The 20,958-nt window shown below is 71.2% G+C and carries 22 protein-coding genes and 1 pseudogene; 13 read left to right on the top strand and 10 right to left on the bottom strand.

Going from position 1 to position 20,958, the window contains the following annotated elements:
- Nucleotides 1-66: 66 nt before the first annotated feature.
- From LJB74_RS15180 to LJB74_RS15170, 3 genes are all read right to left on the bottom strand, one after another.
- Complete coding sequence (locus LJB74_RS15180) at nucleotides 67-909, bottom strand: DUF4038 domain-containing protein (RefSeq protein WP_259310375.1); 843 nt, start codon at nucleotides 907-909, stop codon at nucleotides 67-69.
- The gene (locus LJB74_RS15175; protein ID WP_259310374.1) at nucleotides 819-1,496 is read right to left on the bottom strand and encodes a DUF4038 domain-containing protein; all 678 of its coding nucleotides are present in this window, start codon (nucleotides 1,494-1,496) and stop codon (nucleotides 819-821) included. Before LJB74_RS15175 ends, LJB74_RS15180 begins: the two co-directional genes overlap by 91 nt.
- A 62-nt stretch (nucleotides 1,497-1,558) precedes the next feature.
- Nucleotides 1,559-2,710, bottom strand: a complete 1,152-nt coding sequence (locus LJB74_RS15170; RefSeq protein WP_259309329.1) for a GNAT family N-acetyltransferase — start codon at nucleotides 2,708-2,710, stop codon at nucleotides 1,559-1,561.
- A 211-nt stretch (nucleotides 2,711-2,921) separates the two neighbouring features.
- On the opposite strand from LJB74_RS15170, the gene lhgO reads away from it, so the two are divergent.
- Both lhgO and LJB74_RS15160 read left to right on the top strand, forming a co-directional pair.
- Entirely contained in the window at nucleotides 2,922-4,109 is a 1,188-nt protein-coding gene (gene lhgO / locus LJB74_RS15165) for an L-2-hydroxyglutarate oxidase (protein ID WP_259309328.1), read from the top strand.
- Nucleotides 4,110-4,310: 201 nt separating this feature from the next.
- Nucleotides 4,311-4,976 carry a phosphatase PAP2 family protein gene (locus LJB74_RS15160; RefSeq protein WP_259310373.1) on the top strand — a complete coding sequence of 222 codons (666 nt, stop codon included), beginning with the start codon at nucleotides 4,311-4,313 and terminating at the stop codon, nucleotides 4,974-4,976.
- On the opposite strand, the gene LJB74_RS15155 is transcribed toward LJB74_RS15160, so the two are convergent.
- Nucleotides 4,949-6,100 (bottom strand): glycosyltransferase family 4 protein, encoded by a 1,152-nt coding sequence (locus LJB74_RS15155; RefSeq protein WP_259309327.1) that lies wholly within the window; start codon nucleotides 6,098-6,100, stop codon nucleotides 4,949-4,951. The genes LJB74_RS15160 and LJB74_RS15155 overlap by 28 nt on opposite strands.
- Nucleotides 6,101-6,195: 95 nt before the next feature.
- On the opposite strand from LJB74_RS15155, the gene LJB74_RS15150 reads away from it, so the two are divergent.
- The 9 genes from LJB74_RS15150 to LJB74_RS15110 all read left to right on the top strand — a co-directional run bounded on the left by LJB74_RS15150 (nucleotide 6,196) and on the right by LJB74_RS15110 (nucleotide 14,481).
- Nucleotides 6,196-7,242, top strand: coding sequence for a glycosyltransferase family 1 protein (locus tag LJB74_RS15150; protein WP_259309326.1), 1,047 nt, complete (start codon nucleotides 6,196-6,198; stop codon nucleotides 7,240-7,242).
- Nucleotides 7,243-7,381: 139 nt separating this feature from the next.
- A complete protein-coding gene (locus LJB74_RS15145; RefSeq protein WP_259309325.1) occupies nucleotides 7,382-8,599 on the top strand; it encodes an ABC transporter ATP-binding protein in 1,218 nt (405 codons plus the stop codon).
- A gap of 5 nt (nucleotides 8,600-8,604) precedes the next feature.
- The gene (locus tag LJB74_RS15140; RefSeq protein WP_259309324.1) at nucleotides 8,605-9,423 is read left to right on the top strand and encodes an ABC transporter permease; all 819 of its coding nucleotides are present in this window, start codon (nucleotides 8,605-8,607) and stop codon (nucleotides 9,421-9,423) included.
- A 19-nt stretch (nucleotides 9,424-9,442) separates the two neighbouring features.
- Nucleotides 9,443-10,081 carry a hypothetical protein gene (locus LJB74_RS15135; RefSeq protein ID WP_259309323.1) on the top strand — a complete coding sequence of 213 codons (639 nt, stop codon included), beginning with the start codon at nucleotides 9,443-9,445 and terminating at the stop codon, nucleotides 10,079-10,081.
- Nucleotides 10,082-10,106: 25 nt separating this feature from the next.
- Nucleotides 10,107-10,295, top strand: a complete 189-nt coding sequence (locus LJB74_RS15130) for a hypothetical protein (RefSeq protein ID WP_259309322.1) — start codon at nucleotides 10,107-10,109, stop codon at nucleotides 10,293-10,295.
- Nucleotides 10,292-11,272 carry a glycosyltransferase family 2 protein gene (locus LJB74_RS15125; RefSeq protein WP_259309321.1) on the top strand — a complete coding sequence of 327 codons (981 nt, stop codon included), beginning with the start codon at nucleotides 10,292-10,294 and terminating at the stop codon, nucleotides 11,270-11,272. Before LJB74_RS15130 ends, LJB74_RS15125 begins: the two co-directional genes overlap by 4 nt.
- A 52-nt stretch (nucleotides 11,273-11,324) precedes the next feature.
- A complete protein-coding gene (locus tag LJB74_RS15120; RefSeq protein WP_259309320.1) occupies nucleotides 11,325-12,518 on the top strand; it encodes a glycosyltransferase family 4 protein in 1,194 nt (397 codons plus the stop codon).
- 118 nt (nucleotides 12,519-12,636) lie between these two features.
- The gene (locus LJB74_RS15115) at nucleotides 12,637-13,776 is read left to right on the top strand and encodes a GNAT family N-acetyltransferase (RefSeq protein WP_259309319.1); all 1,140 of its coding nucleotides are present in this window, start codon (nucleotides 12,637-12,639) and stop codon (nucleotides 13,774-13,776) included.
- A 27-nt stretch (nucleotides 13,777-13,803) separates the two neighbouring features.
- The gene (locus tag LJB74_RS15110; RefSeq protein WP_259309318.1) at nucleotides 13,804-14,481 is read left to right on the top strand and encodes a GNAT family N-acetyltransferase; all 678 of its coding nucleotides are present in this window, start codon (nucleotides 13,804-13,806) and stop codon (nucleotides 14,479-14,481) included.
- Between the two features lie 53 nt (nucleotides 14,482-14,534).
- Here the strand turns inward: LJB74_RS15110 and LJB74_RS15105 are convergent, their stop codons facing one another.
- The gene (locus tag LJB74_RS15105) at nucleotides 14,535-15,524 is read right to left on the bottom strand and encodes a glycosyltransferase family 2 protein (protein WP_259309317.1); all 990 of its coding nucleotides are present in this window, start codon (nucleotides 15,522-15,524) and stop codon (nucleotides 14,535-14,537) included.
- Between the two features lie 223 nt (nucleotides 15,525-15,747).
- On the opposite strand from LJB74_RS15105, the pseudogene LJB74_RS20930 reads away from it, so the two are divergent.
- Nucleotides 15,748-16,092 (top strand): annotated as a pseudogene (locus LJB74_RS20930) (glycosyltransferase family 2 protein); the annotation flags it as partial.
- 13 nt (nucleotides 16,093-16,105) lie between these two features.
- The gene (locus LJB74_RS15100) at nucleotides 16,106-16,666 is read left to right on the top strand and encodes a hypothetical protein (protein WP_259309316.1); all 561 of its coding nucleotides are present in this window, start codon (nucleotides 16,106-16,108) and stop codon (nucleotides 16,664-16,666) included.
- Between the two features lie 110 nt (nucleotides 16,667-16,776).
- On the opposite strand, the gene LJB74_RS15095 is transcribed toward LJB74_RS15100, so the two are convergent.
- The 5 genes from LJB74_RS15095 to LJB74_RS15075 are packed head-to-tail and all read right to left on the bottom strand — an operon-like array spanning nucleotide 16,777 to nucleotide 20,850.
- Nucleotides 16,777-17,259, bottom strand: a complete 483-nt coding sequence (locus LJB74_RS15095; protein WP_259309315.1) for a hypothetical protein — start codon at nucleotides 17,257-17,259, stop codon at nucleotides 16,777-16,779.
- A complete protein-coding gene (locus LJB74_RS15090) occupies nucleotides 17,259-17,936 on the bottom strand; it encodes a polysaccharide pyruvyl transferase family protein (RefSeq protein WP_259310372.1) in 678 nt (225 codons plus the stop codon). Before LJB74_RS15090 ends, LJB74_RS15095 begins: the two co-directional genes overlap by 1 nt.
- 15 nt (nucleotides 17,937-17,951) lie before the next feature.
- Nucleotides 17,952-18,590 carry a PIG-L deacetylase family protein gene (locus LJB74_RS15085; RefSeq protein WP_259309314.1) on the bottom strand — a complete coding sequence of 213 codons (639 nt, stop codon included), beginning with the start codon at nucleotides 18,588-18,590 and terminating at the stop codon, nucleotides 17,952-17,954.
- Nucleotides 18,587-19,441, bottom strand: a complete 855-nt coding sequence (locus tag LJB74_RS15080; protein WP_259309313.1) for a sugar phosphate nucleotidyltransferase — start codon at nucleotides 19,439-19,441, stop codon at nucleotides 18,587-18,589. The genes LJB74_RS15085 and LJB74_RS15080 overlap by 4 nt, the downstream gene beginning before the upstream one ends.
- Nucleotides 19,438-20,850 carry a glutamate-1-semialdehyde 2,1-aminomutase gene (locus LJB74_RS15075; protein ID WP_259309312.1) on the bottom strand — a complete coding sequence of 471 codons (1,413 nt, stop codon included), beginning with the start codon at nucleotides 20,848-20,850 and terminating at the stop codon, nucleotides 19,438-19,440. Before LJB74_RS15075 ends, LJB74_RS15080 begins: the two co-directional genes overlap by 4 nt.
- Nucleotides 20,851-20,958: the final 108 nt, after the last annotated feature.

Below are 20,958 nucleotides of genomic sequence, written 5' to 3'. Positions count from 1 at the left end.
GGTGCGCACGTCAGTCTACGAGCGCTCCCGCGAGGGGTCCGGGCCAGGTCGCGTGGTGCCCGACGATCACGCCGGACCGAACAGGAGGATCCAGTCCGCCGCGCCTGCCGCGTTCGTGCCGGGGGTCGTGAACCTGTCGGAGATCGCGGCCTCGCGCCGGCTGCCCGTCGTCGGATCGACCCACCACGCGGACACGGACGCGGCGAGCCGCGACCTGTCGATCCCGATCGTCCGGGCCGTCGGGACGTAGACGACCGCGAGCGTCCCGTCCGGCGAGATCGCCGCCGTCGCACGATCCGACTCCAGCACGTCCGCGAAGCCGCCGTTCTCCGTCCCGGTCGTCACGTCGGCGCCTCGCCCGGAGACGAGGAACGCGCCACGGGCGTCCGGCACGAGGCGCCACCACTCGATGCTGTCGAACAGGTCGAACTCGACCTGCATCTCCTTGACCGCCGTCGTGTCGCGGGCACGCTGCCACCCGTCCGCGAACTGCCACACCTGCCGATTGCCGTAGGTGGCGCCCACACCCCCGGACGTCAGCGTCCACAAGGTCTGACGACGAAGCGTCGCGTTCGTGGTCGGCGGCCCGCCTTCGTTGTTCTCGCCCTCGAAGTTCGCCTCGATGAGGATCGTCGGACCGGCGTCCCGCGCGTAGGCCGTGAGCACCTCGGCGTACGTCGGGCGATAGGTGTAGACAGCCTCGAGATCGACGATGTCGCGGAGGCCGGGGCTGTCGGAGGACGTCGACGGGGTGCCCAGCTGCACCGTCACGGGGTGCGTGTCGCCGCCGTTGCGAAGCCCCTCGACGAAGGCACGCATCATCGGGTCGTACGTCGTCCAGTACTCGCGGTAGTAGTCCACCCCGAGGAGCCACACGATCCCCGGGACACCGCGGTATCGCGCCGCCAGCGCCGCTCCGAACGAGCGTGCCAGACGTGCGTCGTAGGCGTACCCGTTCTCCTTGAACCCGACGTCCGCTCCCCGGGAGCGATGAAGACGGTGATCCCGAGCGAACGGGCCGTGGCGAGGATCGAGTCGAACCTGGCCCAGTACGCCGGGTCGAGCCGATCCACGGAGCCGTCGAAGGGTTGGAGTCCGTCCTGGGTGAACCGGGAGTCGCCGGGCTTCCCGATCCAGGGGAAGGGACTGACGAGGACGGCGTTGAAGCCCTGGCTCGCACGGAGCCGGAGGTGCTCGACGGTCTCGTCCACGCTCAGCGACTTGGTCACCGCCCAGATCGTCTCGGCGTGGAGGAGGATCGGAGCTCCACGCTGGTCGACGAGGTATCGCCTGTCCCCGCTCACTCCCGCGACGACCGGTGGATCCTGTCTCGCAGCGGGTGCGGGCGTCTGCGTCTCGACCGAAGGCGAAGGCGACGGCGAGAGCGAAGGTGACGGCGCGTCGGTGCCCAGGCCGGCACCCGTGCTGGCGGTTGCGACCGGGCTCGTTCCCGTGGCTGTCGGGTCGGGGCCTGCGGTGCAGCCTGCGAGGGCCATCAGCGTCGCCGACAGCCCGGCGAGGGCCCACCGTGCTCGGCGCGCCGAGCACGATCGCGCCCTCACGATGCCTCCCCGGTGCGCCGTCTGAGCTCCCGTCGAGCCCGTTCGGCCACGGTGAGACCGACGGCGGCAGGGAGGTTGACGGCGACCAGGACCCGCCCGACCTTCGCGCGGTCCGGGTAGAGCGTCGCCGCATGGGGGTACCGGGTCGGGTTGACGCACGAGTCGAAGAGCCGGAGCTCCTGGGTCCGGAACCACGCGATCTCGGCCAGGCGACCGATCGTCCCCGGACCGAACCGCGCGTAGCGCTCGTCGTACACGTCACGCATCCCGAACCACTGGTCGCCCGACCTCATGTCGACCGACATGAAGACGCGATTCCCGCCGGCCTGCAGCTCTCCCACATGCAGCCGACCCTCGGAACGCAGCCTCGACGTCACGTCGTGGAACCACCGCTCCCCGCCCCTGACCGCGACCACGCCTTCGCCTCCCTCGCCCGGGTCACCCTTCCAGCCCTCTGCCTCGAGCCGGACGAAGTCGTCGACCGCCGTGAGATCACCGGTCCGATCCACCCAGGTCAGAGGCCCGAGCTCGGACCGGATCGCCCTCATCGACCGGGCGACGGACTTCCGCCGCGACGTCGACAGGTGGCTGAGGGCGTCGGTGCCGACGCCGACAGCACCCTGCGCGACGCCACCAGTGTCGCGCAGGACCGGGCGCACGGCGCCGCGGGCGGACTCGCTGCGCACCATGAGTCGGCGTCCTCTCGCGGAGGCAACCCGTTCGATCGCGCCCCACACGGGCCCCTCGAGTCGGATCACCCCGAACTCGACCACGACGGGCCGTCCGTGCACGGACCGGCCGAGCTCTCGGAGGAGCACGTCCCCGGCCGCCTCGAGGTCACCCGGCGCGAGGAGGGGCAGGTGGAGGTCGGCGACGGTCGCCCCGAGCGGTGCCGACGTGCTGCGCACGACGACCGGCAGATGCCTCACGTTCCGTCGCTCCACGAACGGGAGGACCGCACGGAGCTCTCCGGCGTCCGAGACCATGGCCACCAGGGGATCGGTGTCCGGGCGCAACCACCGGTGGGCGCTGAGCAGGAAGTCGACGTCGAAGTAGGGGTTGGGTTCCACGGCGCGCCGCGAGAGATCACGCCAGGCTTCGATCTCGGACGGACCGAGCGTGGACAACGCTTGCGTCACGGACCTCACCAGTCCTCCTCGCCAGTCGCTACGGCTGACCGTCGCACCCGCCCCACGCGCGTCGACCGTGACACCTCGAGAACAGGAGTCGCTGCGCCACGAACCACCAGCGTACGACGGGCGGCGAATCGGCCGATCGGCCCACGCGACGGGCCCTATCCTGATGCTGTCCGAGGGACCGGCGGCTCCGGATGCGATCCGCCGTCAAGGAGGCCTGACCATGGCACGCGTGATCGTCGTCGGAACAGGGATCGTCGGTCTGGCCGTCGCCGCCCGGCTCGCCGAGCGAGGCGACGAGGTCGTCGTGCTGGAGAAGGAGGCGTCTTTCGCCCTGCACCAGACGGGTCGCAACTCCGGAGTCATCCATTCGGGGCTCTACTACGCGCCGGGCAGCCTGAAGGCCACCCTCGCGGCGGCCGGGGCGCGTTCCATGGTCGCGTTCGCACGCGAGCACGGAGTCGCCGTGTCGGTCTGCGGCAAGCTCGTGGTCGCGACGAACCCCGGGCAGCTGCCCGGTCTGCATGCCCTGGCAGCACGGGCCACGGCCAACGACGTCCCGGCCCGCCTTGTCGATCCGGACGAGGCGCACGAGTACGAACCGCACGTCCGGTGCGTCGGTGCGCTCCGCGTCGAGAGCACGGGGAGCGTCGACTACACCGGGGTGTGTCGGGCGCTGGCGGCGACCGTGACGGACCACGGCGGGGAGATCCGCTTCACGGAGCAGTACGTCGGCGCCCGGACCGACGGTGCGGGTGTCGTCGTCCGCACGTCACGTGACACCCACCGGGCGGACTCCCTCGTCGCCTGTGCGGGGCTGCACGCCGATCGCGTCGCCCTTGCCGCGGGTGTCGACCCGGGCGCGCGGATCGTGCCGTTCCGCGGAGAGTACTTCGAGCTGACCCCAGAGGCCTCGACCCTCGTGAACGGCCTGGTCTACCCCGTCCCGGACCCGCGGTTCCCGTTCCTCGGCGTGCATCTGACCCGCATGATCACTGGCGGTGTGCACGCCGGACCCAACGCGGTGCTCGCTCTCGCCCGAGAGGGCTACACGTGGCGTGACGTCGACGTCCGCGACGTCGGGAACGCGCTCTCGTGGCCAGGACTGTGGCGCATGGGGGCACGCAACGTCGTACCTGGGGCGCGTGAGGTGCTCCGCTCACTGTCACGCCGCCGGTTCGCGGCGAGCCTTGCGGACCTCGTGCCGGGGATCACGGCGGCGGACCTGGTCCCCGCCCCGGCGGGCGTTCGCGCCCAGGCGCTCGCCCGCGACGGCAGCCTGGTCGACGACTTCCTGCTCCGTAGCGCCCCGCGCCAGGTCCATGTGATCAACGCCCCGTCGCCGGCGGCAACCGCGAGCCTGGAGATCGCCCAGCGGGTGGTGCGCGAGCTGGACGCCGTCAACGCATAGGCGGAACATGCGGGGGGACCGTCCGGCGGTCGGTGGTCGAGACCGGCGTCGTGCCCTACTGTGGCTACCTCCTTGCCGCGTCCTGCGCTCGGCCAAGGACTCCTGCCGACCGGCGAGACCGGCGGCACGGGGCGTCGCGACCGAGGGGGGCAGGTGCGAGTCATCCCGAGGCGGACCTGCCCGCAGCGCGACCCGGTGACGATGCTCACCGCGTGCCTGACGCTCCTCAGCCTGCTGGCGGTTCTGTACACCTGGTGGGTCCGGACGCCGTCCGGCCAGCATCTCGACAGCATGCTCTTCGCGCGGGCGCAGACCTTCAACGTGGTGCTCGCTCCTCCTGCCGCGCTGCTGAGGCAGGGGCTCCTGCCTCTCGGGGCGATCACCGTGGGTCTCCTCACGATCGCCGCCACGCGTCGCCGCGCCTGGTGCGAGACCGCGTCCGCCGCGGCCGTCATCGCCGTCTCCATCGGGATGTCCGCGATGCTCAAGACGACGCTGGGCCGCCCGTTCTTCGGCGACGACGGCTATCGGCAGAACACCTTCCCGTCCGGTCACGTCACGGTCGTCGCAGCGCTCGCCGTCGGCGCCGTCCTCCTGTGGCCCAGCCCGCGCCCTCCCCTCGTCCCGGTCACGGCCGCCGGGGCCTCCGTGCTCGCCGCCGTCGCGTCGGTGGTCGGGTTCGCCCACCGGCCCAGCGACGTCGTCGGCTCGATCCTCACCGTCCTCCTCGTGACAGCAGCCGTCCTCTGGCTCAGCGGGATCGGCGGCCCCGCACTGTCGAGGAGTCAGGGCGGCGACCGTCGCCCCGACGACGGCGCACTACCCGCGCCCGGCGCGCGTCAACCACCCGCGAGCGTGCGGTCGTAGATCGCGACGTACTCGTCCACGACGCGACGCCAGGAGAAGTCGGGGACACGAGCGTGCCCGGCTGCCCCAAGCGCGGCCCGTTGCGCCGGGTTGGCCGCGAGCCTCTCGAGCGTGGCCGCGAGGGCACGGACGTCGACCGGGTCCACGAGGAGTCCGTCGACGCCGTCGGTGACGAACTCGGGCGGGCCGCCGCGTGTGGTGGCCACGACGGGGATCGCGGCCCGCCAGCCCTCGAGCACGGTGATGCCGAACGCCTCGGCGCGACTCGGCACGACGAGCGCCTCGGCGTGCGACATCACGTGAGCGACCTCGCCGCGCGTGAGCATGCCCGGGAACACCACCGTGCCCGAGATGCCGAGGGCCTCGGCGAAGGCGCGCAGCGGCGCCAGGTCAGGTCCGTCGCCCGCGATCACCAGGTGGAGATCCTCCGGGAGCCGGGCCAGGGCCACGGCCTCGAGGAGCAGGTCGAACCCCTTGGTCCGCACCGCCCGGCCGACCGCCAGCAGGTATCTGTCCGGTAGCGCCCATCCCGTCGGTCGCGACGCGGCGACGCCGAGGTCGATGCCGTTCGGGACCACTCGTCCACGACCTGTCGCGAGACCGAAACGCCCCTCCAGGTCGTCGAGGGTCGCCTGCGAGCACCCGGTCACGGCGTCCGCGGTGGTCATCGCACGACGAAGTGCGGCGCGTGCGAGCCCCGAGACGTCGAACACGCCGTGCGCGTCGCCCGTCGTCTCCCCGTGCGACGTGACGACCAGCGGCGTCCGGGTCATGTCCGCCAGCGCACCGGCCCAGACACCGTTCGGGCCGAAGCAGTGCACGTGCAGCAGCGCGGGACGATCGCCCACGTAGGCCCGCCGCCACGCGACCGCGGCTGCTGGCGCTCGGTACGCGAACGACGCGAGCGCAGCCGCCTTGCGCGCAGGCAGCGGGCACGGCAGGTAGCGCACGGGCACACCGCCGACCTCGGCGACCGTCCCCTCGTCCCCCTGGTCGACGCTCCACACCACGGGCCGGTGCCCGCGCCGGTGCAGCTCGAGAGCGACGTGCAGCACGTGCTCCTCGACCCCGCCGACGCGCGGCACGAACGAGCTCACCACGAGCGCGATCGTGCGCGGTGCCATCGCGTGCCCTTCGTCCGGACGTGCGAGTCACGCTAGCAGCGCGCCATCCGCCGCTAGGCTCGGGATTCCCCATCCGCTGCACCGGAGGGCCACGCATGCCTCGCCTGACGATCGCCACCAACGCCGTCCCCGTGCCCATGGGCCAGCAGGTGTACGAGGAAGAGGTCGCGTCACGCGCACCCGCCGAGCTCGGCCCGACCTGGCAGGTGCGCCGCAGCGTGGTGCGCACGCTGCGCTCGCCGCTCGCCGGAACGGTCCGTGTTCCCTCCTACGTCCTGGCGAACGCCTCGGCACGCACCAGGCGCGCCGTCGGGGCGCTGCTGTACCCGCGCGCCGACGTGGTCCACCGCATGGGGCTCTCGCTGCCGCCCGCACCCGGACCCGAGGTCCTCACGATCCACGACACGGTCGCGTGGCGGTTCCCCGACGAGACCAGACCCGAGCCGCACGCGGCCGCCGAGGCGCGCCGCGCGGCGGCCGTCGTGTGCCCCTCGGCGTTCGCTGCCCACGACGTCGCCGAGAGGCTCGGCATCCCCCTCCCTCACGCGATCTCCAACGGCGTGGACCCGAGGTTCGCCCGTGCGGAGCCCCTGGGACCCGACGTGCTCGCCTCGCTCGGTGTCTCGGGCCGTTATGTCCTGCACGCCGGCGGGTCCTCGCTGCGCAAGAACCTCGAGGGTCTCGCCGGTGCATGGCAGCTCGTCCAGGGTGCGCTGCCCGACGTCACGCTCGTCCTCGTCGGTCCCCCGAGCGCACGACGCGACGCCCTGTTCGGTCCGCTCGCCCGCGCGCTGCCGATCGGTCGGGTTTCCTCGAGCATCCTTCCGGGCCTCGTCGCGGGTGCCGAGGCGGTCGTGGTCCCGTCGCTCTACGAAGGGTTCGGGCTGCCGGCCCTCGAGGCCATGGCCGCCGGCGTCCCCGTCGTCGCCGCCGACCGCTCTGCGCTGCCCGAGGTGTGCGGTGACGCCGGGATCCTGGTCGAGCCCGACCCGGACGGGATCGCCGACGGACTGGTCTGGGCGATCTCGGGCGATCCGACGATCGAGGCCATGGTGGCCCGGGGACGACTCCGCGCGGCGGACTTCACCTGGGAGCGCAGCGCAGCGGCGCACGCCGCCATCTGGCGATCGCTCGTCTCCTGAGCCGCCGGGCACTCGGGCCACCTGGGCAAAACGGGTGAATTCGTCCGGATCCGGGTCGGCGCGAGCCGGTCTCGGGCTAGCCTGAGGTCGCGACCGTTGCCGTCGAAGGCGTCGGTCGCGTCCATCCTCTGGGGGTCGCATGTCGGAGTCCGCGCCATCGGCCGTCTCGCTGCGCGGGGTGTCGAAGTCGTACAGGATCTATCACCGCGCCAACCGTCCGACGACCCTCTCGGAGGCGGTCGTCCAACGCGTCCGGCACCCGCTCACCCGCAACACCTACGAGAACTTCGAGGCGCTGCACGACCTGAGCCTGGAGATCCCGTGGGGTGAGGCCGTGGGCATCGTCGGTCGGAACGGCGCGGGCAAGAGCACCTTGCTCAAGCTGCTCACCCGGATCACCGCACCGACCGCCGGGCGCATCGAGCTCTCCGGACGGATCGGCAGCCTGCTCGAGGTCGGCACCGGGTTCCACGGCGAGCTGACCGGACGGGAGAACGTCTACCTCAACGGCACGTTGCTGGGCATGCGACGCAAGGAGATCCAGCGCCGCTTCGACGAGATCGTGGACTTCTCCGGCGTCGAGAAGTTCCTCGACACCCAGGTCAAGCGCTACTCCTCCGGGATGTACGTCCGGCTCGCCTTCGCGGTGGCGGCACACCTGGAGACGGAGATCCTCGCGATCGACGAGGTGCTCGCCGTCGGTGACGCCGAGTTCCAGCGCAAGTCCCTGGCGAAGATGCGTGACGTCGCCCGGGACGGACGCACGGTGCTCTACGTCTCGCACCAGGTGCAGACGGTCACCAGCCTGTGCACGTCCGCGATGTTCCTCGACCGTGGACGCCTGGTCTTCCACGGCAGTGTCGACGACGCCCTCGCCCGGTACCGCGAGAGCTTCCTCGACTTCTCCACCGAGCAGATCGACGCCGCGCGTCGGCCCGGCACCGGTGAGCTGCGCTTCGTCGACGCGAAGGTCGCCGACCAGGTGCTCGAACCCACCCAGGACAAGATCGTCGAGTTCGCCGTCGCCGCCAACCGCGACATGGTGGGCAGCTACTACGTCTCCTGCCACGTCAACGACGCGAACGGTGTCGTGATCGCCCAGTGCGACTCCCGCCTCGTCGGCCTGTGGCTCGACCCGGCACACGAGCAGCGCGCGGCCATGACGATCAAGGACCTCTGGCTGCGCCCCGGGCGGTACACGGTCGATCTCTTCCTGTGCAAGACGGGTGTGCTCGACGCATGGGAGGGTGCCTGCAGCTTCGAGGTCCTGCCGTCGACGCCGTACCCGGAGATCACCCCGGACGAGGCGTTCACGCAGGGCGTCGTGCTGGCCGACTTCACCTACGAGAAGTGGTGACCGCCGTGGCCCGCACCGTGATCACTCCCCCTGGCCGCCTGAACCTCCCCGCGTGGCGCGAGCTGTGGGCGGCACGCGAGGTCATGTTCCGCTTCGCGCAACGCGACATCGTGCTGCGATACCGCCAGACGGCCGTCGGCGTCGCGTGGGTGCTCATCCAGCCGCTCGTGTCGGCGGGGATCTTCTCCCTGATCTTCGGGCAGGTCGCCAAGCTGCCCTCCGAGGGTGTGCCGTACTTCATCTTCGCGTTCGTCGGGATGCTCGGCTGGAACATCTTCAGCGGCATCGCCGAGCGTGCGGCACCGTCTCTCGTCGCAAACCAGGCCCTCGTGTCGAAGGTGTTCTTCCCCCGGATGCTCATCCCGCTCTCCGCGGGTCTCTCGGTCCTCCTGGACTTCCTCGTGGCGCTCGCGCTCCTTGCCTTCCTCCTCCCCGGTGCCGGCATCACCATCGGCTGGCAGATCCTGCTGCTGCCGGTGTGGGTCTTCCTGATCGCGCTCCTGGGCAGCGGGGTCGGGCTCGCCGCCTCGGCGATCATGGTGCGCTACCGGGACGTCGGCTACGCGCTGCCCTGGGTGCTCAACGTGCTGCTGTACGCCAGCCCGGTCGCCTACGCGGTCTCGGCGATGCCCGAGCAGCTGCGCTGGTTCGTCACGGGCAACCCGATGACCTGGCTGCTCGCCGAGCTCCGCTGGAGCCTGCTGGGTCTCGGCGCCCCGACCGCGGGTCAGATCGTCGCCTCCGTCCTGGTCTCGCTCCTGGTGTTCCTCGGCGGGACGCTCGTCTTCCAGAAGATGGAGCGTGGCTTCGCGGACGTGATCTAGCGGAACGAGAGGGCAGCCGGTGGGCGACGAGAGTGAGGAGACACAGACGATGCGGGTGCACGCCTACGTCCTCGCGGCCGACCCGCACTTCCTGCGGGAGAGCATCGCGGCCTACTACGACCGGGTCGAACGGATCGTCGTGTCCTACGACCGGTCGGCACGCTCCTGGACCGGCACACCTCTTCCCGTCGACGAATGCCTTGCCGTGATCCGCGACCTCGACGCGGCAGGCAAGTGCGTGCTGGCACCGGGTGACTACGCACGGACCGACGTCGACCCGTTGGAGAACGACACCTATCAGCGACAGCACGCCCTCGACGAGGCCGGCGACGGCGCCGACTGGGTGCTGCAGCTCGACACCGACGAGGTCCTCGGCTCCTTGCCGACGTTCGTCGGCGCGCTCGAACGTGCCGACGCTGTCGGCGCCGCTGGGCTGGACTATCCCGCGCGATGGTTGTACTCACGTGTCGGACCTGGTCGTTACCTCGAGGCCTCACGGAGGTTCTGGGGGGCCGGCGGCGAGCTTCCCCGGACCGGTGGCGGTGCGCGCGGGCACGTCTCTCCGCCTGGCCCGACAGGCCGACGTGCCGCTCTACCGTGTCGACTTCCGCCCGTGGAGCACCGATCCGTTCCACCCTCGCGACGCCGTGGTGCATGAGGTCATTCCGCTGGAGGACGGCATCGTGCACTACAGCTGGGTCCGCAGCGACGACGACATGCAGCGGAAGTTCGGCTGGTCCGGTCACACGGCGGCGTACAGCGAACCCCAGGTGCTGCGCCGCTGGCGGCAACGCTCGCGCCATCCGTGGCGCACGGTCGCCACGAACGCGCTCCGACGCAACGACTGGTACCGGCTGGCGGACCTGCCATGACCACCGCACCGACCACGCTCAGCGTCGTGATCATCACGTACGCCCGGCCGGACTACGTCCGCACCTGCCTCGAGCACCTGCGCGAGCTCGAGCGACCGGCCAGCGAGGTGCTGGTCGTGGACGCCTCGCCCGACGTCCGGACGCGGGAGCTCGTCACCCGCGACTTCCCCGAGGCGCTGTACCTGCGCAACGACCTCGGGCCGGGCACGATGCCCGAGTCCCGCCAGATCGGGCTCGCGCACGCTCGTGGCGACATCGTCGCGTTCATCGACGACGACGCGTTCGTCGAGCCACGCTGGGCCGACGAGCTCCTGGCCCCGTACGCGGATCCCACCGTGTGGGGTGTCGGCGGGCGCGCCGTCAACGGCCTTCCCGGCGAGGAGAGCGCGGGCCTCGGCCAGATCGGACGGTTGCTCCCCAACGGCATGCTGACCGGCTACTTCGGAGCCGATCCTGGACGGGATCTCGACGTCGACCACCTGCTCGGAGCCACGATGTCGTTCCGCCGGGACACCTTGACGTCGATCGGGGGGATCCGCGGGAACTACCCCGGCACGTGTCTGTGCGAGGAGTCGGACATCTCGCTCCGGGTGCGCGCCGCGGGAGGGCGGCTCGTCTTCGCCCCACGCGCCGTCGTCCATCACGTCGCCGCGCCCTACGACGTCGGGCAGCGTTTCGATCGTCGGTACCTCTACTACGCGAGGCGGAACCACGTCGTCCTGCTCGCGCGCAACTTCGGCTTCGGCGCGCCACTGCTGCGACGGTACGTCCGCACCACCCTGCGAGTGCAGCGCCAGCACATCGACGTGGCGGTGCGCCGTCTTCGTGGTGACGAGGGTCGTTCCCCGATGGACCGCGCGCGCGCCCTCGTCGTCCTGACCCGAGCGGTCGTCGAGCTGGTCGGTCTCGTGGTGGGGTTCCCGGCGGCCGTCGTCGCACGGCGCCGCGACCGCATCGCCGGCGTGGGCACACCATGAGCTCCACACGTCGGCGCAGCGCGCGCCGTGCCATGCGGTGCTGGTGATCGGGATGCGCCCGCCGCCGGCATCACCGGCTCCTGCCGTCGCCCACGGCCCCGCGATCGACCGCGACGCGCCGATGGTCCATCTGCTCACGCCGGGTGACCACTTCTCACCCCGGACCGGCTCGGCCATCCCGACGGTGGTGGACGGGCTGTGCCGTGGAGGGCGGGAGGAGGCGCCGGTCCCGGCCGTCCTGGTCGCACGAGGGACCTATCCCGACCGCTACGACAGCGCCCACGCCCTCGAGTACGACGCACGGTCCCCGCTGCCGGCCCAGCGGCTGCTCGACGCCGGCCTCGGCCGGCTCGGGCTGCCCCGCGCCGGCATCCGCAGGGAGCTGCGTGCGGCACTCACGGGGCTGCGGGGGTGGCCGACGTCGACGCTGCTGGCGCACAACGCCCCGCAGGCCGTGCCGCTGGTCCCGCCCCGCCACCGCGCGGTGCTGTACGCCCACAACGTGCTGCTGCGCTCGTACACCCCCCGGGAGGTGCGGCTCGCGCTGGACCGGGTCGCGGGGATCATCTGCGTGAGCGAGTCGCTCGCCTCGCAGACGCTCCCGTCCTTGCCCCCCTCCCTGGCGTCGCGGGTGCGGATCGTGCTCAACGGGGTGGACACCACCGTGTTCCGTCCTCGTCCGGACCCCGCCCGCAACGACCGGCTGCACGTGATGTTCGTCGGCCGCATGATCGCGGACAAGGGCGCCGACGTCCTGCTGGAGGCGGTCCGTCGGCTCGGCCGCCCCGATGTCGTCCTCACCCTCGTCGGCTCGGCAGGCTTCGACGCGAACGCCCGGCCGACGCCGTTCGAACGCACCGTCCTCGGCGCAGCGAGAGAGCTCGGCGAGCGTGTCCGCGTGCGCCCCTTCGTCCCACGCCCGCAGGTCCCGGGGCTGCTCCGCGAGGCCGACGTGATCGTCGTGCCGTCCCGCTGGCCCGACCCGTGTCCCCTCACCGTGCTCGAGGGCATGGCAGCTGGCGCAGCCGTCGTCGCGTCGGCGATCGGCGGTATCCCGGAGCAGCTCGGTGGCGCCGGGTTGTCGGTTCCCGCAGGCGACCCGGGTGCGCTGGCGGACGTCCTCGGGGCGCTGGCCGACGACGAGCCGTTCCGTCGTCGGACCGCTGACGCATGCCGCACCCGCGCGCTGTCACGGGACTGGGTGCACGCACGCGCAGACCTCGACGCTGCTCTGGGGTCGCTATGACCCGGGTCACCGCTCCCACCGCGTCGACCGTGGCACGTGTAGCGTCCACCACGAGGCCGCGGCCACGACCGCGCCGCTCAGGACTGGGGCTCTGGCCCCCGGTGCACCGGGGTGACGCATGACGAGCAGGATCGTTCCGGTGTCGACCGTCACGGATGCTGACCTGCGTGCGTGGCGCGATCTCAGCGCGCGGGCGGTCGAGCCCAACGTGTTCTACGATCCCGAGTTCCTCGTGCCGACACAGCGGTACTTCGGGACCGGCGAGGGGATCCACCTCCTCGTCGTCGAGGACCGGGACCGCTGGCTCGCGGTCCTTCCTCTGGAGCTCGTACCCGGCGACTCCCGGTGGCCGTTGCGTCACGCGTCGAACGCGGGGCCGGCGCTCCAGGAGTACACCTCGCTGGGCACCCCCCTGCTCGACGACGGCGACGCACCCCGCGCCGCTCGCGAGCTCGTCGACGCGCTCCGCGACAACCGCGCGCTCCTGGGCCACGCGATCGTGCTGCACCTGCTGAGTGTCGACGGTCCGGCCGGGCGCATCCTGTCCGACGAGATCCACCGTCAGCGACTGGCCGTCCACGTCTGGGGGAACGACGCCCGGGCCGCCGTCGACTACACCCAGCGGGAGATCTCCGGCTGGTCCGACCTCGTCTCGGCGAATCGCGCCCGCAAGGTGCGCAAGGAGCTGCGCCAGCTCGAGAAGGAGGCCGCCGACAGTGGTCTGGCCGCGCCGGAGCTCGCGCAGTCGGACGCGGCGGTGGGCGACTACCTGGCATTCGAGATGCGCACGTGGAAGGGAGATCCGCTCCGCGACGGTCCCGCGTTCGCGCGTCGTGACGGCGGCGCGGAGTGGGTCACGAGCGTGTTCGACGGCCTGCGGGCCAAGAACGGGGCCTATCTGCTCACGTTGTCGGCTGCACCGGACACGCTCCACATGGCGCTGTACCTGCGGTCGGGGTCCACCGTCTTCGGGTGGTACGACGCGTACGCACCTGACGCCGCGCGACGCTCGCCCGGAACCCTCGGCAGGCTTCTCGCCGCCGGTCACTTCGCGGGTGTCGAGGGTATCCGGACTCTCGACATGTGCATGGACCCCTCCCGGTTCCCGGATCAGACGAGCCACTACCCGGACCGCGTCCGCATCACGTCGCTGACGGTGGCTCTGGGACCGTGGCCGTTCTCGAGGGCGCTCGACGCCAGACGCCTGCTCGGGCACCTTCGCCACCGACTCGACCACATCCGGGCACCGCACGACTGACGCCCGCCGACCACCGCTGGAGGACGCATGACGTCGAAGACCGGTCCGCTGCTCGTCGCCCGACGTGCTGCCGCGGAGGCCCTGCGACGACGACTCGGGTTCTACGCCGATGTCACGCTCCCCGAGTTCCCCGCAGACGGGTGGTACAGCGAGGACCTCCACCTCAGGCGGTACGCGGAGGGCGACGCGGCGGCACGACTCGAGCTGGAGAACTCCAGGGGCATGCAGCTGTGGGACGACGACTTCGTCCCGATGTCGACGCGTGCCGAGTTCGATGCCTGGCTGCGTTCCCAGGACCGCCGGATCCGCGAGAAGCGCGGACCGTACGCCCTCGCGATCGAGTCGGCGGACGGCGGCCCCTACCTCGGCGACATCACGCTGTGGCGTCTGCGCGACAGGCGTGAGACCGCGGAGTTCGGGATAGCTCTGCTACCCGGTGCTCGTGGGCGGAACACTGCTGGTCGCGCGGTGCGCGCGACGCTGAACTGGATCTTCGCCTCGGGCACGATCAGACGGGTCGAGATCCACCATGCCGTCGGGAACGATGCGGCGTGCTTCACCGCGCGCCGGTGCGGGATCCCTGTCGAGGGCACCCTGCATCGAGCCTTCTCGCTGCGTCACGAGGACGGCTCGAGCGAGTGGCTCGACGTGTGTGCCCACGGTGTCTGCGCCGAGGATCTCGACCTGCGGCGCAGCGGGACGTAGACCCGCACCTGGCCCGCGGCGGCCGTGGGGTCGGCCGCCGCGACGCCCACCTCTCACGCACCGTGCGCGGTGTCGCTGCTGTCGTCGGACCTTCCCGGTTGCCCGGGACGGTAGGCGCCCACGTACTCGCCGGTGGTGAGCCGGATGAGGTTGCGCTTCACGTCGAACGGGAAGAAGCGCCAGTTCCGCACGGTCCAGAGTCGAAGGACCTGGGCCACCGCTCGCGCACGTTCGCGAGCAGGTACCGGTGCGGTCGCCGCCTCCACGACCAGTCGGTGGTTGAGGAACCACTGGGGGAAGGCGACCGGCCTGCGCCACGACGGGTCGTACGTGCGCACCTGCGTGAGGACGTCGCCGCCCTGCACCTTGTTGGTCTGCTGATCGTGACGGCGCGAGACGAAGAGCTGATCGGGCACCTGGACCCACGGAGCACGCATCGCCATCTTCACGCCGAGCGCGATGTCGCCACCGTAGAAGCTCGGCAGCCCTCCCATCGCCCGCAGCACGTCGGTCCGCATGACACCACCGAAGCCGATCACCTGATAGACGTGCCGGTCCAGGAACAGCGCCACCCGGTCCGCCGGGCCACGTCGCACGAAGTCGAGGTCGAGGTCGTCCATCTCCCCGACCACCGTGTCCTCCGCATCGATCAGCACGACGCGCGAGAACCCGATGCTCGCCTCCGGGCACGCGAGGAGCGCCTCGCGGCACCGGCGGAGGTGGCCGGGCCGGACGATGTCGTCCGCACCGTTCCACATGAAGAACGGGGCTCGCGCGCGGGCGAGCACCCGGTTCCAGTTCCACGGCACGCCGCGGTTCGTGTCACTCCGCAGGAGCGTGAAGCGGGAGTCCTCCCTCACGAACGACCGGGCGATCTCGACGGTGCCGTCGACCGACCCGTTGTCGGAGACGACGACCTCGATGTCCTCCAGCTCCTGGTCCCTCAGGGCGGCAAGCGTCCGCTCGAGGAACCGTTCGCCGTTGTACACCGGCACACCGACCGTCACCAGAGGGCCGGCCGACCTGTCAGGGAGCTCGGGCACCACGGGCACTCCTTCCGACCAGCCGTCGCCAGGTGCGTCGGCACCACCGAGCCTAGGCCGCGGCGGCCAGGAAGGGTCGGACGAGGTCGTGACCACGACGGACGGCCGCTCGCCCCTCACGTGGACTACGGTCCTTGTCGCAGGCGAGTCCGATGCGCGCCAGTCGGCCGGGCCCGCGCCCGTCGACCAAGGAGACCCCGTGCCTGAAGTCCCGTCCGCCGACATGGATCCCCTCCCGCTCGTGAGCGTCGTCGTCGCGACCGACCGCGGCGGTCCTTTCCTGGCGGAAGCACTCGCCTCGATCGGGGCGCAGACCTATCCGCACCTCGAGGCCGTCCTGGTCGACGACGGCGCCAGCGATCCGACGGCGCTGCGTGAGATCACCGACCGCTTCCCCGAGGTGACCGTGATCAGGCAGGACAACGCCGGGGTCTCCGTCGCACGGAACCACGGGGTCTCGCGGACCGCCGGGAGCCTCCTGGTCTTCCTGGACGACGACGACCGCTGGCACCCGGAGCGGATCGCCCGCCAGGTGACGGCGCTCCAGGGGGACTCCCGACGCGGTGCTCAGCTACTGCGGGATGCGCACGATCGACGACGAGGGGAACGAGCTCGTCGCCGCCGACCAGTACCAGGTGCGGGACGTCCACGAGGTGCTCCGCCGCCAGACCGGGATCATCCTGCCGAGCGTCATGGTCCGGCGCGAGACGTTCCTGCGGGTCGGTGGCTTCCACCCGGCGTTCCGTCGGGCGCAGGACCTCGATCTCGTCCTCAAGGTCGCCCTCGAGGGCCCGTTCGTCTTCGTCGACGAGGCACTCGTCGACTACCGGTACCACCGCGACAACAACACGCGGCGGCACCGCGAGCTGTGCCGGAGCATCGACCACGTCGTGCGCCTCCACCTGTGGAACGCCCAGGAGAAGGGACGCGAAGATCTCGTGGCCGACCACCGGGCGAGCCTCGCCGCCAACGCGCGCTTCGCCGCGTGGAGCGCGGTGCGCGCGTCACGGCAGCTCGCCCGGGAGGGCGCCTACGTCGCGGCGGCCCGCGAGATCGGGTGGGCGGTGCGCTTCGCGCCGTCGGCACCGGTCACCGCGCTCAGGAGGCGGCTCACCGCCGCCGCGGAGAGGGTTCCGTCGTGACGGTCCCGACCCGCGCAGCCACGTCCGGTCGCGCCGGTGCGCCCGCGCTCCACGCATCGATGAGGCAGTCCAGCGCGTCCAGCTCCCGGAGGGCGAGCAGGTGCTGCCCCTCACGTGCGCGCCTCACCGCGAGGCGGTTCGACGAGTCGGTCCGCCGCGCCTGCTCGACGACGCGCAGCAGCTCTCCGGCCGTCAGGCTCCGCGCCTCGACGACGTAGTCCCTGCAACCCCGCGGCTGCCATGAGCCGCCGCACCTTCGCCCGGTCGGCGACGGCGACGACCGGCCGCTCCGTGAGGAAGGTGGCGACGACGTTGTGGAACCGCGAGCTGGCGACGACGTCCGCGGTGGCGAGCTCGCTCATCTGGTCCGTCAGAGACCGGGCGGCACTCACGAGCACGTGCCGGCGGTCCTCCTCCGGGAGCCGGGCACGCGCACCTGCGGCGGTCGCCTCGATGACGGGATCGTCGGCGGCATCACCGCCGAAGACCACGACCTCGGTCCCTTCGGACACGAGCGACACGGTCGCATCCACGAGCGCCTCGACGTACGCATCCGTGGCGAGGACACTCGGGTCGAGCCACGAGAAGCCCATCACGCCGACGCCGATGCGCGCCCGATCCCCGGCACGCAACTCGTCCGCGCCGACCACCCCCTGGCGAACACGAGGTCCGCTCCGACGACATCCTCCTGAGCAGCTCCGCCCATCCGCCCGAGCGCCGTCTTGCTCTCCTCGTCGCGGAACGACCGGTGCTCGGCGCGGCGGGTGCTGGATGCCACCAGGAACCGTTCCAGCCGACGTGGCGCGTACGTTCCGCCGACACCGACGAAAGCCAGGTGGTGGCGACGGCCGAGGCTCGCGGCGAGCGAGAGGGTGAGGAGTCCGGTCATCCCGACCCACCCACTGACCCCTGCCGTGCCTTCAGCCTCGAACACACCTCCGCCGGCCACGACGACCGCATCGACCCTCCGCACGGCCGCCCACACGTGCGCGAGCTGCCGCAGGAGGCGCCACGGCCTGGCGACGATCCTCTTCACCCGTCCGACCGGCCGGTCCTGCCGAGGCCGCAGCAACGAGACCGTCGTGACTCCGAAGCGTCGGGCGACCAGGTCGGGGTCGTCCGCATAGGTGAGGAGCCGGAGGTCGACGGTCGGCCGGTTCCGCCGCAGGTGCTCCACCACGACGCTGATCGTCGCGTCGTTCCCCAGGTTCCCGAGTCCGAAACCCCCGTAGAGACCGACCCGCAGAGGTCGCCCGGCACCGCGGCGCACGCGACCTGCCACAGGTCACGCCCCGAGACTCATGAGCGCCTTGCGGACGACGAAACCCTCGGCGTACCGGCGACGGCACTCGATGCCGCGCAACCGCATCAGCCCGAGGAAGGTCTCGTCGCTCCACCAGTCGCGCCCCACCTGCGACGGGTACGCAGCGGTCAGGAGCCGCACCTTGCGCTCCGCGTTCTCCGCGCTCACCGGGACGTAGTGCGTGACAGGCCGGAGATCTCCGTCCCACTTGGGGATCTCGTACTCGAGGACGAGGGCATCTCGCCAGGCCGTCGGGACGAGCTCGCTGACGAGACGGTGGTCCTGATGGGAGTCGTCACGCCGCGGGCAGAGGACGAGGTCCGGTCGGGCCTGCGACGCGAGCTCCTCGAGAGCGAGCTTCACCTCGCCCCAGTGGGCAGGCAACCGACCGTCGGGCAGATCCCAGATGCGGACGTCGGCGCCGGGCACGAAGGCCTCGGCGGCGGACCGGGCCTCGTTCCGCCGCTCCGGCGTCCCGGTCAGCATCGCGAAGGTCGCCCGGATCGATCGCGCCTCGGCGAGCTCGAGGAGCGTCCCGCCGCAGGCGATCTCGATGTCGTCAGGGTGGGCGCCGAGGCACAGGACCTCGAGAGGGCCGGGTGGAAGAGCCAGCGCGATCATCGGGGCCCCGCGGTCGGGCGACTCTCACCGTCGATGGTCGGGACGTCGAGGGAACCGGTGCCGTGCCGCTGCACGCGCTCGTCCCACACCGCCCACGGACGCTCGCCCGTCCGGTCGAGCTCTTCGAGCTGGGATCGCTCCTTGAGGGTGTCCATGGGCGCCCAGAAGCCGTCGTACCGCACGGCGCGGAACCTCCCGGCCTTGGCCGCTCTCACGCACGCGTCCATGACCAGGTCCTCGCCCTCGCCGAGGTAGTCGAAGATCCCCTGACGGAAGACGAAGTACCCGCCGTTGATCCGCATCTCGAGCTCTGCGACGGGCTCGATCCCGGTGAGCCTGCCGTCCGGGTCGATCTTCACGACGTGGAACGAGTCCTGCGGGTCCACGGCCAGCAACGACCCGACGGCGTCCGTCTTCACGAAGTCGGCGACGATCTCGTTCATCGGCGCGTCGGTCAGCACGTCACCGTAGTTGGCGAGGAAGACGTCGTCGTCCTCGAGATAGCGGCGTACCCGTCGCAGACGCTCACCGATCGCCGTGTTGATCCCCGTGTCGACGAAGGTGATCCGCCAGTCGCTGATGTCGCTCGCGAGGAGCTCGATCTTCTCGCCACCGTCGGACATGACGAAGTCGTTGGAATGCGTCTCGTGGTAGTCGAGGAAGTAGTCCTTGACCGCGCGAGCCCCGTACCCGAGGCACAGGATGAACTCGGTGTGTCCGAAGTGCGCGTAGTACCGCATGATGTGCCAGAGCACGGGGCGGGACCCGATGGGCATCATGGGCTTGGGAAGAGGATCGGTCCCCGAACGCATCCGCATCCCGAGCCCGCCGCAGAACAGGACGACCTTCATCGCTCGGTCACCTCCTCGGGCACGGTGTCGGGGAGGCGCCGCGGTGCCGCGAACTCTCGCATCGACGGGGCGACCGGACGTCCCCGCAGGAAGCCGTCGGTCGTGCCGGCCGCGATCGCGCGAGCGTAGACCGCGAGAGCGCCACGGACCGCCTCGACGGTCAGGTCGACGTCCTCGTCCGTGTGCGCGGCCGAGATCACGAGCGACTGCGCGAGCACACCTCGGTCGAGCAGCTCCTGGATGAACAGGGTCCGGAACGCCTGCGACGGGTTCCCCTCGTGGTCACGCGTCCCGAAGACCAGGCACGAGGGGCGCCCCATGATCGTCACCTGCTCCGCGAGCCCCGCGTCGCGGGCAGCCGCGGCGAACCCGGCGCGCAGCCTCTCGCCCTGGGTCTCCATGATCCCGACGACGTCGCGCGCGGCATAGGCGTCCGCGACGGCGAGGTAGGCGGCCAGCCCGGTCGTCTCGGCACCGTGCGTCGTCGAGAGCAGGAACGGCCTGGACCCGTCGGTGTTGAGCCCACCCTGCTCCATGAGGTCCCGTCGGCCGGCGAGGGCCGAGACCGAGAACCCGTTGCCGAGCGCCTTCCCCCAGGTCGACAGGTCCGGTCGGACCCCGTAGACGGACTGGGCGCCACCCAGCGCCCACCGCATGCCGGTGATCATCTCGTCGAAGATCAGGACGAACCCGTGCACGTCGGCGAGCGCGCGCAGCCCCTCGAGGAAGCCCTGCGCGGGCTCGACGGTGGCGGTGGCCTGCTCGAGGATGAGAGCGGCGATCCGTCCAGGGTTCGCGTCGAGGAGACGGCGGACCGAGTCCAGATCGTTGTACCGGAACGTGACCGTGAGATCCCGGTACGCCTGAGGGACGCCGGCCGCCATCGAGGTGGTTCCGATGAACCAGTCGTCGGTCGAGAAGAACGGCTGCGTCCCGCAGATCGCGACCAGGTCGCGGCCTGTTGCCGCGCGCGCCAGCTTCACAGCGGCGGTCGTGACGTCGGAGCCGTTCTTCGCGAACTTCACCATCTCGACACCGGGAACCTGCGCGACGAACTGCTCGGCCGCACGGAGCTCCCACACCGACGGACGGGAGAAGTTCACGCCCGCGCGGGCCGCGCGCGCCACGGCGTCCACGACGGGCTCGTAGCCGTGCCCGAGGGTCACGGCACGCAGGCCCATGCCGTACTCGACGAACCAGTTCCCGTCGAGGTCCTCCACCCGTGCGCCCGCACCACGCGCGATCACCGGTGCCATGTTCTCCGGGTACTGGTCGGAGCCTCTGGCATAGGTGTGGGCGCCGCCGGGCACGAGATCGTGGAGCCGACGCTGGGCGTCGTTGGACCGGCTGAAGCGACGCCTCGGAGCGCCTGCTGCCAGATCTTGCTCGGGCTCGGTGCGATCAGGCATTCGCTGCTCCTCCGTGTTGTCCATCGCGTGAATTCTCCTGATCATGTCGGTGAATTTCCGCGGCCACCTGGGGTCAGGAGTCGCTGGTGCGTTTTGTCCTGCGTCTCC

It is taken from the genome of Cellulomonas sp. P24, from assembly GCF_024704385.1.
In the GTDB taxonomy this organism is placed as follows: Bacteria; Actinomycetota; Actinomycetes; order Actinomycetales; family Cellulomonadaceae; genus JAJDFX01.
This window is presented reverse-complemented; position numbering and strand designations above follow the sequence as displayed.